At 62.7% G+C, this 11,244-nt stretch carries 12 protein-coding genes; 4 read left to right on the top strand and 8 right to left on the bottom strand.

Translation table 11 applies throughout. The features are described 5' to 3' along the window. The 4 genes from JWG43_RS16725 to JWG43_RS16710 all read left to right on the top strand — a co-directional run. Nucleotides 1-2,102: tetratricopeptide repeat protein (locus JWG43_RS16725; RefSeq protein ID WP_205244093.1), on the top strand; the 2,102-nt coding region annotated here is incomplete at its 5' end. 110 nt (nt 2,103-2,212) lie between these two features. Beyond that, nucleotides 2,213-3,196: an AAA family ATPase gene (locus JWG43_RS16720; protein WP_205244092.1), complete on the top strand. Its 984-nt coding sequence runs from the start codon at nt 2,213-2,215 to the stop codon at nt 3,194-3,196. Nucleotides 3,197-3,253: 57 nt separating this feature from the next. Next, nucleotides 3,254-4,525 (top strand): vWA domain-containing protein, encoded by a 1,272-nt coding sequence (locus JWG43_RS16715; protein ID WP_205244091.1) that lies wholly within the window; start codon nt 3,254-3,256, stop codon nt 4,523-4,525. Between the two features lie 232 nt (nt 4,526-4,757). Continuing rightward, nucleotides 4,758-5,213 carry a hypothetical protein gene (locus JWG43_RS16710; RefSeq protein WP_205244090.1) on the top strand — a complete coding sequence of 152 codons (456 nt, stop codon included), beginning with the start codon at nt 4,758-4,760 and terminating at the stop codon, nt 5,211-5,213. Nucleotides 5,214-5,259: 46 nt separating this feature from the next. Here the strand turns inward: JWG43_RS16710 and JWG43_RS16705 are convergent, their stop codons facing one another. The 8 genes from JWG43_RS16705 to JWG43_RS16670 all read right to left on the bottom strand — a co-directional run. Next, on the bottom strand, nt 5,260-6,051 hold the full coding sequence (locus JWG43_RS16705) for a transposase (RefSeq protein ID WP_205244089.1): 792 nt from the start codon (nt 6,049-6,051) through the stop codon (nt 5,260-5,262). Nucleotides 6,052-6,145: 94 nt separating this feature from the next. Beyond that, on the bottom strand, nt 6,146-6,289 hold the full coding sequence (locus JWG43_RS16700) for a hypothetical protein (RefSeq protein ID WP_205244088.1): 144 nt from the start codon (nt 6,287-6,289) through the stop codon (nt 6,146-6,148). Between the two features lie 50 nt (nt 6,290-6,339). After that, a complete protein-coding gene (locus JWG43_RS16695; RefSeq protein WP_205244087.1) occupies nt 6,340-7,194 on the bottom strand; it encodes a Crp/Fnr family transcriptional regulator in 855 nt (284 codons plus the stop codon). Next, nucleotides 7,154-7,630: a metal-dependent transcriptional regulator gene (locus tag JWG43_RS16690; protein WP_205244086.1), complete on the bottom strand. Its 477-nt coding sequence runs from the start codon at nt 7,628-7,630 to the stop codon at nt 7,154-7,156. Before JWG43_RS16690 ends, JWG43_RS16695 begins: the two co-directional genes overlap by 41 nt. A 55-nt stretch (nt 7,631-7,685) precedes the next feature. Beyond that, a complete protein-coding gene (locus tag JWG43_RS16685; protein WP_205244085.1) occupies nt 7,686-8,333 on the bottom strand; it encodes an ATP-binding cassette domain-containing protein in 648 nt (215 codons plus the stop codon). A 31-nt stretch (nt 8,334-8,364) separates the two neighbouring features. After that, on the bottom strand, nt 8,365-8,562 hold the full coding sequence (locus tag JWG43_RS16680) for a hypothetical protein (RefSeq protein WP_205244084.1): 198 nt from the start codon (nt 8,560-8,562) through the stop codon (nt 8,365-8,367). A 143-nt stretch (nt 8,563-8,705) separates the two neighbouring features. Further along, nucleotides 8,706-10,928 (bottom strand): heavy metal translocating P-type ATPase, encoded by a 2,223-nt coding sequence (locus JWG43_RS16675; protein ID WP_205244083.1) that lies wholly within the window; start codon nt 10,926-10,928, stop codon nt 8,706-8,708. A gap of 54 nt (nt 10,929-10,982) precedes the next feature. Beyond that, nucleotides 10,983-11,244 (bottom strand): hypothetical protein (locus tag JWG43_RS16670; protein WP_205244082.1); only part of this gene is annotated, 262 nt, incomplete at its 5' end.

Raw genomic sequence — 11,244 nt, 5'->3', positions numbered from 1 at the left:
TAAGAGACAGCTCCCCCCCCGGCCTGATCCAGCGCCTGGCCGGACTGCCGGCACGTCTCGGCCAGGTCGGCCACGGCCCCTTGCTGGCTGTGCTGGCCCTCCTGTTGCTGGGGATCTATGGCAACAGTTTCACCGGCGTCTTTCTCTTTGATGACGGGCCAAACATCGTCGAAAATCGTCTGGTGCATCTGGAAAGCCTTGACTACCAGAGCGTCACCGGGACCTTGTACGGCATCCGCAACCAACTCAACCGTCCCCTGGCGTATCTCTCCTTCGGCCTCAACCATTATCTGCACGGGCTGGAGGTCTTTGGATACCACTTGGTCAACCTGCTGATCCATGTGCTGACCGCTTTTGCCCTGTACGCCCTGTTCCTGCGCACCCTGCGGCTGCCCCTGCTGGGGGGAGGGGACGCGGAGCGGGACAGGTCGGTGGCCTTCCTGGCCGTGCTGCTCTGGGCCACCAGTCCGATCCAGGTCACCGCGGTCACCTATATCGTCCAGCGCATGACCTCCATGGCGGCGCTGTTTTTCGTCCTGGCCATGCTCTGTTATGTCCTTGGCCGGACCACCGCGGGGACGTATCGCCGGGCGGGATGGTTCGGGCTGTGCCTGCTTTCCTGGCTGTGTGCCCTGGGGAGCAAGGAGAACGCGGTCATGCTGCCGGTGGTCCTCTATCTCTACGAGCTGCTGCTCATCCAGGGGGTGAGCAGGGACAACCTGCGCCGCCACCTGCGTCTGGCGCTGATCCCCGCGGGGCTGTTCATCGGCCTGGCCTTTGTGCTGGCCGACCCCGTCAGTCTCCTCAGGGGCGGGGGCTACGGCGATCGCGAGTTCACCCTGTTGGAGCGGCTGCTCACCCAGCCGCGGATCCTGCTTTTGTACCTGAGCCAGATGCTCTACCCGATCCCGGAACGCTTTGCCCTGATCCATGATATTCAGCTCTCCACCTCCCTGTGGCGGCCCTGGACAACCCTGCCGGCCATCGGCTTCTGGTTCGGGTGGCTGGGACTGGGTCTGTATCTGGCTCGACGGCGGCCACTGATCTCTTTTTCGCTGCTCTTTTTCCTGGTCAATCACGCCGTGGAAAGCACTTTCATCCCCCTGGAGCTGATCTATGAGCACCGCAACTACCTGCCGTCCATGACCCTCTACCTGCTGGCCGCCCTGGGCATCACCGCCCTGGCATGGGATGAGCGCTTCAAACATCGCATCAAGGCCCTGACGAGTTGTGCGGTGATCATGCTGGTCGTAGTCCACGGCCATGCGGTGCTGCAGCGCAACGCCCTGTTCTCCGATCCGTTGCGCTTCTGGGCAGATAACATCAACAAGGCGCCGGAGCTGAGCCGGGTGTATGTCAATCTGGGAAAGGGACTGGAAACCAGGGGCTTGCACGCGGAGGCCATGCAGGCCTATGAAATAGCTCTTGAGATCGACAGGTTTCACCGGCGAAGTCTGCGGGCCGTGCCCTTGGGTAATCTTGGGATCCATCATCTGCACCTGGGGAACATCGATGTGGCCCACGATTATTTCAGACGAGCCTTGGAGATCAACCCGAGCCTGCTCTATGCCAGGATCGGTATCGTCACCGTGCTGCTGGCCCGGCACGAAGTTGACGCCGCGCTCCAATCCGTCAGGGAAACCCTGGAGATCGCGCCGAACTACATCAACGCGCTGACCATGCTCAGTCTGATTCACCTCCGCCAGGGGGAGTATGCCAGATCCCTTGCCGCCGCCCGGACCGTGCTCCATTATCAGGATCCGGCCCCGGTGTACAAGATCATGGGCGAGGCCTACCGGCGCCTGGGCGAGTACCCCCGGGCGCGCCGGTACTGGCAAGGCTATGCCCGGGCCTTTCCCAGCGATCCGGAAGCCGGCTTTGCCCTGTTGGCCATAGCCGAACAGCTCCGCGACCCCGATCTGCTCCGTTGGGCATCCCTCCATCTGCTGGCGATCAAAAGCGAGCGCGGCTGGGAGGATATCTTCAAAACAATGGACCACCTGCGCAGCCTCAACGACCTGGTGATTACCGACAACCCGCGGGAAATGCTGCCGCTGATCAATAAAGGGCTTGCCCCCGGAACTGTTCCAAGTGACCAATAGGATCTCTGAACTAAATTAGAAATTGACATAAAAATTAGAATTGACTAATATTGGCGCCGTTTCACATCCCGTCAACCTGTACAGTCAACGCAACCAATGGATACCACGCCATGAACGCAGCCCTGATACCCCAGGCCCTTGAACTGCTTATCAACCTTCGCCAGCCCGTGTTCCTCTGGGGGCCGCCGGGGGTGGGCAAAAGCCAGATCGTCAGCCAGACCGCGGACCGCAAGGGGCTGGAACTGGTGGATATCCGGGCCATTCTCCTTGACCCCGTGGATCTGCGCGGGTTGCCGCGGATCAGTGACAACGGGACCGCCCAATGGTGCCCGCCGGATTTTTTTCCCCGCAGTGGTCGGGGCATTCTCTTTCTTGACGAATTGAACGCCGCCCCGCCCCTGGTGCAGGCCTCCTGCTATCAACTGGTGCTGGACCGGAAAATCGGCGAGTATGAACTGCCCGAGGGCTGGACCGTGATCGCCGCCGGCAACCGGGAAACCGACCGGTCCGTGGCCCACCGCATGCCCTCGGCCCTGGCCAACCGCTTTGTCCATATCGATTTCACCGTGGACCTGGAGGCCTGGCTGCAATGGGCGGCACGCAACAATATCGCCGGCGAGATTCTCGCCTTTCTCCGCTTCTGTCCGGCCCTGCTCCATGATTTCGATCCCGAGCGCGGCGCTAACGCCTTTCCCTCGCCCCGCTCCTGGGAAATGGTCTCGCGGCTGCTCACCGGTAACGCGGCCTCGGAGGCGCTGGACGAACTGCTCGCCGGCACCATCGGCGCGGCGGCGGCCACGGAACTGCGGGGTTTTCTCACCCTCCGCCGGCAACTGCCGACCATGGAGGACATCCTGGCCGGGGCGGAGTCCCTGGAGATTCCCACTGATCCGGCGGTGCTCTTTGCCCTTTGCGAGATGGCCGGGCGGGCGGCCGCGCCGGAGACCGCCGCGCCGCTGTTCTGTTTTGCCAGCCGGCTGCCCGACGAGTTCAGCGTCCTGCTGGTGCGGGAAGCGGTGCGCCATTGTCAGGCCATCGCCCACAGTGATGATTTCGCCCAATGGGCCGCCCGGCATGCCGATGTGCTCGTCTGATCCCCTGCCAACGACCGATGAGCGCCAGCCAACCCCGCACCTGCCGGGAGAAAGACCATGAACGGCACGAGCGAAGCGTATAAACAGATGCAGCGGGCCCGGGCCGGGCTGGTCCTCAAGCACCCCTTTTTCGCTTCCCTGGCCCTGCGCCTGCGGATGCGGGAAGATCTGAGCTGCGAGACCGCCTGGACCGACGGTCGGGTGCTGGCCTACAATCCCCATTACGTCTCCATGCTGCCCACGGAAAAACTCGAAGGCCTGACCGCGCATCTGGTGATGCATCCGGCCTGCGGCCATCACCGCCGGCGGCAGGGGCGTGAAGCCCGGGCCTGGAACCGGGCCTGCGATTATGTGATCAACTGGATCCTGCTCGATGCCGGGCTGACCCTGCCCGACGGCCATCTTTACCTGGACCGGTACCGGGGGGAGACAGCGGAATCGGTCTATGCCCTGCTGCGGGCGGAGGCGGGGGAGGAGGAAAGCGAACCCGGCGCCGAGACCGTGGACCGGCCGGAGGACGAACCCCGGTCGCGGGAGGAGGCGCATCGGGACGGAGACGGCGAGGGCGGCAGGCAGGGCGAGGAAAGCGAGGAGGAAGACGGTCCCTCGGATCCGGGCATGGCCGGCGAGGTCCGCGATGATCCCGGCGAACAAAGCCCCGGGGAGCCCGATGGGACGGAAACCGACTGGGAACAGGCCCTGGTCCAGGCGGCCCTCAATGCCCGGGCCGCCGGGCGGCTGCCCGCCGGGCTGGAACGGCTGGTGGCGGAGATGACCAGCCCCCGGCTTTGCTGGCGGGAACTCCTTCGCCGCTTCATCATGCGCTCGGCCCGCTCCGATTACTCCTGGCTGCGGCCCAACAAGCGCTACCTGGGGCATAATCTCTATCTGCCCTCGCTCAACAACCACGAGCTGGGCGAGATCGTCATCGCCGTGGACACCTCGGGCAGCATCCGCGATGCCGAGCTGCGGCGTTTTACCAGTGAGGTCGGCGCCATTCTCGAGCAGTGTCCGGCCACGGTGCATCTGCTCTACTGCGATATGCGCATCTGCCGCCAGGAGCTGTTCCAGCGCCACGATCCGCCGATTCTGCCGCGGCTGGGCGGGGGCGGCGGCACCGATTACCGGCCGGTGTTCGCGCGGGTCGGGAGCATGGGCCACGGGCCCGACTGCCTGCTCTATCTCACCGACCTGGAGTGTGAGCTGTTTCCCGAATCAGCCCCGCCCTATCCGGTGCTGTGGGTGCGGGTGGGGGACAAGGACAGCAGACCGCCCTTTGGCGAGGTGGTCCGCCTCCCGGAATCGGCCGCCGCTTCCCCGCTGCCCTGACTGCCGCCCCTGTTGTCGACCTCCGCCGGCAAGGTCTGCACGGTGCGCATCAGCATGGGCGTATGTGTTAACCTGGATCCGCGAGCGGTGCCCCGAAGGGTGGCTGGTGAAGGTTATTATCAAGGGGTTCGATTCAATTATAATTTGATTACAGCAAGATATACCCAAAACAAAGTCAAGCCGTCACGGATTCAAGGTTTAAGAAATAAAGCATGGATTAGGAGTAACACCCATGAAAATTCATTGGAGAATTGAAAAAAAACGGGGCAATTTCCGTCCCGGCCTGGCCTATACCATGGAGCTGGAAGAGTATGAGCGCCGGCTGGCGGTGGAGGCGGTCAATATCCGCAGCCTGATTCCCTGGATCGAGGCCCCCAACGAGCCCTACTGCCTGCCCGAATGCCATGAGCGGGCAACGGGCTGGCAACCCGAGGAATATCACTGGCTGACCGCGCCCTTTTTCCGCGACGGCCGCCGGACCGGGTACATCCGTCTGCCCTTCCGGGAATCAAACCACTACCCCGAGGTGGCCCAATCCTTTGCCCTGTTGCGGCAAGCCCATGAACAGGTGGTCCAGCAGGCCTGGAGCTGGCAGCCCCATTGCGAAACCGGCACCCTGGACCTGTCCCCCGAGGTGCGGCGGACCATCGCCGCCAAGGTGACCGCCCAGCGGATGCTGTCGTTTTGAGCGGGAGGACATACAACGGGGTCGGACCAAGTCAACCCGCCGATACTTAAGGGTAATCATCCCAATAATGGGTATTTTCAAGGGCTATGGGCCGATTTTCGGGGGTGAAATTGACTCCATAGCTTTCGTGGGGTTCGCGGAGCAAAAATGAATCACCAACAGAGACCACGTCACGACCTCTCCCGCGTATGCCAAGCATCTGCTGTGTCCTGATAACGAATTCCTCACTGCCAACAGCGACGCTCTTTGACCAGAATTCCTCCCGTTGGCATCGTTCAGAACGTACCGCCTCTTCGATCCATTCGCGATGAGCTCCTGCCAACTCTTCCTGGCTTTCCACCTCCACAGCCTCGGCGAGGACATCAAGCGCCAGAATCGTATTGCGTCGGCGCTGCCCCTGTATCTCGTGATAGCCTCCATGGACCCATTCTTTCGGATGTTTCACTACGCCAGCTCGCACCATGTTCAGGTCGATATAGACAAGGCATCGCCGAAGGTGTTCCCCGGATTCAATAGCAGTAGCATGATAGCGGTCCTCCCAAAAAGCGCCCTTGCGACGTTTACGATGATTGTATTCCTGCCCCGTGCGCCCGGCGATAAGTTGGATAGCCGCAGGGATACTGTTGGCGTCGCCGCTGTCCTTCACCAGCAGATGTACGTGGTTGGAGGTCACTGTATAGTTCAGAACCTGTAGCCCGAACCGTTTTCGTGCCTCTCGAACCCACGCCACAAAACGGGTCCGGTCTTGAGCGAACTTGAGCAAGAAATCCTTTTTGTGACAACGATGGGTAATGTGCCATACCCCACCTGGAATAAAATGCCGATTGGCCCTTGCCATTGTCCCCCCTATTGCTCTATGCGCTGATTTGACCCTCAAAAAGAGGCCCATAACCTGTTTTTGAGGGGTTATTTGGCATGTTTATCTTGTTATTTTAAATAGTTAATTTGGTCCGACCCCGCAACCGTCCGCCCAGGAAACCGACCAGCGCCAGCAGCGCTCCGCAGCTTACCTTGATGAAATCTCCGCTTTTAAGCAGATCCTCGTACATGCCAAGTCTGGTGAAACGGCCAATCATGATTGACTCCTTGGTGCATAATGATGGCAAGAGTTCAGTTGCCTGATTTTTCAGTCGATGGCGCAGATGTTCTTCAGGGCCATGACATTGTGGATGGTGATTTTGCCCCGGTTGCAGGTGAGTATGCCTTGTTCCTGCAGGGACATGAGGGCGCGGGTAAAGGTCTCCCGGGCCAGATGGATTTCCTCGGCGGCGTGGCCAAGCGGACTGAGATCAAGGCAATGCTCGTGGTTCGCCTCGGTGTCGGCGCATGGATGGGCGCAGTCCAGGCAGATCTGGCTGAGCAGATAGCCCGCCACCCGGCAGCGAGCCACGGGTTTGCGGCACAGGCAATGGCGGCGGCAGATCTGTTCATAGGATTGGGACAGGGCCGCGGCCACCGCCATCCCCAGGGAGGGGTGGTGGTGGAGGAATTCGATGAAGGGGCTGATCGGCCAGGTCCAGGCGGTGGCGGCGGTCAGGGTTTTGCAGTTATTGGTATGGCGCCTATCCCGATTGAACATATTGTGCAGGGCGATGAAATGTCCGGGCAGCACCAGCCGGCGAAGAAATTCGATCCCGGAGCCGTCACTGTAAAACTCCCGGACCTTGCCGCTGCAGAGAAAATAAAACCCTTCCACCGGGTCGCCATCCTTATAGAGGGTTTGGCCCCGACTCCAGACCCGCCGGGAACCCAGGGTGATGAGTTCGCCGCGCTGTTGCCGGGAAAGGGGGTGCAGCAGGGGGGAGGCTTCCAAGGCCTGGCGCTCCTCCGGGTTCGCCGCGGCTGTTTGCCGCTGGAGATCCCCATGCACCGGCCATGGGGACGCCGAGGTGATCAACTCGGGCCGGCCGGTGGTGAGGGGGCGGGGGCAGTCGCGGGAATCAGCAACCGGACGGCGGGGCGCTGGTCTTCTTTTTTTCAAGATATTCCTCGAAGCTGCAGTGGTTGGCCCCCTGGTCGCGCTCTCCCTCAAGCTTTTTGATGTATCGCGTGTACCTGACGATCCGTTCGATGAACTCCATGGAGATCACATGTTCGATCTTGCAGGCGCCTTCGTCGGCGAGCTGTTCGTCCAGGCAGAGCACCTCAACGAAAAAATCCCGCAGGGTCTGGTGGCGGTGATAGACATCTGCCGCGATGGCCTCGCCCTGAGGGGTGAGGGTGACCGACTCATAGGGGACATAGTTGACCAGGCCGCGGTCGGAGAGGGTCTGCAGGGCTTCGGTGACCGAGGGGCCGGAGACCCCCAGGCGATGGATGATTTCCTTGTTCCGTGCATGTCCCTGTTCTCTGCTGATCAGGTAGATGGCCTCCAGGTAATCTTCCATGCTGGCGCTGAGTTTCTTTCGTCTGGGCATAATGAAGAGATCGAGTCGGTGGAAAGATGATTGCCAGCCGCACAGGGCGCCGGGATCAGTTGTTCAGGGCCAAAACGGGCTTGCCGTCATCATGGTCAAGGACGATCAGGGTGTCCAGCAGCGGCTCGAGCACGGGGCAGGCATGACCGGCAATGAGAATGGTCTTGTCGTCGCGGACCGCGAATCGGCGCAGGGTCTCCAGAAACAGGCAGCGGCAGCAGGAAGCGGGGGTGCAGTCATCAAGGATGAGCAGGTCTGGATCCCTGGCCAGGAGCACCGCCAGGGCAACCAGCAGGCGTTGGCTTTCATTGAGATTGCTCACCTTGCATTTCCGGGAGACCCTCAGGCGGTCGACCAGATCGTAAAACACCGCCGGCTGCCAATTATGGTAGCAGCCCCGGAAAAAGACCTCGGTCTGCCGGATGGTCATCACCTCGTAGGTTTTATATCCCCGTTGCAGCCTGGCGATCCGGTTTTTGAGGTCCGCGGACAGGGTGCGGCAGTCCTGACCGAATATCAGGCAATTGCCGCTGCTTGGACTGAGGGCTCCCGTGAGGATATCCACCAGCAGGGGCGTCCGCTGCCTCCTTCTTGTCTCCCGCAGGCCGCAGATGGTGCCGCCGGGGACCGTGAAGTTAAGATCGCGATAAATGGCGAGGCCATTGGCGTGATGGCTGAGATTGTGGGCTTCGACGACGTTCATGGTCTGCTCGCGCGTAGTGAAATATAAAAGGTCAGTTCCACTCCCGAGTGGCGGCGCAACCGGCACACTCCCCGGAATCTCCGGTTTTTGGTGTGCCCGGTTCCGGCGGGACCGCGGAGCAGGTGGAAGCACTGCAACCGCAGCCGCGGGTAACCACGATCCGGCGGTACAGGTACCAAATTGTAACGGCCAGGGCCGCCCCGATCAGAAGATAATCCCGGATATACATGATCTTCTCCCTGGTGCTGGCAAAGGGGGGTGGCCTTGCCAGCCATTTTGAAACAATTAATATAATTAGTCTCTTCTAATTTAATCTTATATTAGCTGAACCTAATGGCCCTGTCAACGGATTTTTCAGGCCCGCCAAAAAGATCAGGCAAATGGTAATGATTCAGGACATGGCGCGAACCTTCGCGCCGGCAGGACCGTACGGCGTACCGCTGCCCGGCCCACGACCCCGATGGTGATCAGGTTATGGGCCAGGGCGCCGCTGACCGGGGCTAGCAGGCCTAAAGTGGTGGCCAGGAGGACAACGGCATTGCCGCCGATGGCCAGGGCGTAGCTTTCACGGATGGATTGCAGGGTGGTTCGACCCAGGGCCAGGGTGTCCGCCACCCGATCGACCCCGCCCCGGCGGAGCACGATGTCGGCATATTCCACCGTGACATCGGCGCCGCCCTCGCCCACGGCAAATCCGAGGTCAGCGGCGGCCAGGGCCGGGGTATCGTTGATGCCGTCTCCGACCATGGCCACCGTATCCCCGGGGTGGGCCTGTTTCCAGGCACTGATCCAGGCGGCCTTGTCTTCCGGGGACTGCTGCCAGCGGACCTCGTCAAAGGAAAAGCGCCGGGCCATGTCTTGGGCCGCGGTCTGATGATCACCGGTGAGCAGGACAATGCGGCGGACCCCCAGCTCCCGGCAGCGCTGAAAGTCGCGGGCCAGATCACCCCGGATATGGGCGATGGTGTCGATCACACCAAGGAGGCGGCCGTCCCGGGCGACAAAGATACAGCCGGCGGATGGCGCCGGCTGCCCCTGATGAGGGCTGTCGGCCTCCAGGGTGGTGATGTTGTTGTCCGCCATGAAACGGGCGCTGCCGGCAAGAACAATCCGGTCATCGATAACGGCCCGGACGCCGCGACCGACGACCAGCTCGGATTGTCGGCGGGCAAGCAGGGGCACCTCGGTCATCACCGCCCGGGCGGTAACGGCTCGACTCAAGGGGTGGGGCCAGGCGTGCAGGGCGCTGGCCGCCAGCTGCAGCACGGTTTCCGGGCGCAGGCGGTGGTCGAAAAGGCGGACAGCGGTCACTTCGGCGCTCCGGTCGGTGAGGGTGCCGGTCTTGTCCAGCACCAGAATATCGACCTGGCCGGCGGTCTCGATATACAGGCCGCCCTTGACGAGAATGCCTCGGGAAGCGGCCTGTCCCATGGCTGTGGTCACCGCCACCGAGGTGGCAAGCCGGGGCGCGCAGGGACAGGTGATGATCAGCACGGCCATGGCCCGCAACAGGTCGCCGGTCAGCAGGAAGGCGGCCCCGGCAAGACCGAGGGACAGGGGCACCATGGCCCGGGAAAAACGGAGACCGGCCTGTTCCAGCGCACCGGGATCGTTTTCCGCGGCCTCAATGAGGCGGATGATGGCGGCCAGGCGGGTGGCCTCGCCGGCCTGTTCCACCCGGACGCGGATGTCGCCGCCGGTGACCACCGTGCCGGCAAGGACGGGGTGATCGGCTTCGCGGAGCACCGGCACGTCCTCGCCGGTGAGGGCCGCTTCATCGATCAGGGCGGCGCCGGCGACCACGACGCCGTCGGCGGGGACGGTCGAACCGCGGCGCAGGGCGATGAGGTCACCGGGCACCAGGCTGTCGGCATGGACCTCGATCTCCATCCCGTCCCGAACCAGCCAGGCGCTGGTGCGGGAGCCGGAGAGCATGGCCCGCACCGCCTGCCGGGTCCGGATGCGGATGCGGTCTTCGATCCAGCTCGACAGGTTGAACAGCCAGAACACCGTGAAGGCAGTCAGCACGTTGCCGGTGAAGAGCGACAGGTAGAGCAGTCCGGTGGAGATCAGTCCCATGTCCGGTCGGCCGCTGCGGCGCAGATTATCCAGGGCCTGGCGCTGGATGGGCAGGGACAGGCCGAGGGTGACCAGGGTCGGGAGAGAAAGCAGCGGGGCGGGGGCAACCGTGGCCGTGCCGACGGCTGCCATCAGCCGTTTGAAGGAGAGGTAGAGCAGATACAACCCGCTGAGCAGGAGGATGGGGCCCGGGACATGGGACTGGCGCGGGCCCCGTTTCTCCGGTTTCCAGGTCCCGGCGCGCGCGGCGGGCAGGGGGCACCGGTTGTCTGGCTCCGCGGTTGCGGACGAGGCCAGGGCCGCGACCGTACGGGTGATGATATCCCGGACAGGGATCGCCTGGGCCGGGTGCTCGAGAATGACGGCGCCGCTTGCGGATCTGACCTGGACCGCGCTGACCCCGGGGAGCGCGGCCAGAGAGGCCTGGACCCGGGCGCAGTGCTCGTCCCGCCCTCTGAGGCGGGGAAAGAGGATGCGGGTGCGGTAGGGCCGGCGATGTCTGATGAAAAAGCGCATGGGCAGGGAGACGGAGCCGGGCGGCGAGTGGCGTCACCGCCCGGCAGAGAAGGATTATTCGGCTGCCTCGGCCTGGGCCTCGGCTTTAGCGTCTTCGAACTTTTCCTTCATTTCCTCGATACCGCATTGGGTGGCGGCGGTGATATTGGCAATGCCCTTCATCACTCCCTTCTGCACCGATTCATTGGTCACCAGCAGGGTGACGGCGGCACCGAGAAGGACCCCCTTCCAGAATTGGCTGTCCTGGACATCGAGGCCGAAAAACGAGGCCGGGGGCGGCGGGGGGGCGACCGGAAGGCTCTGCTGATAATAGGGG

Source organism: Desulfobulbus alkaliphilus (assembly GCF_016918545.1).
Taxonomy (GTDB): Bacteria; Desulfobacterota; Desulfobulbia; order Desulfobulbales; family Desulfobulbaceae; genus Desulfobulbus; species Desulfobulbus alkaliphilus.
Note: the sequence above shows the minus strand (reverse complement) of the source record. Positions and strands in the feature narration are given on the sequence as shown.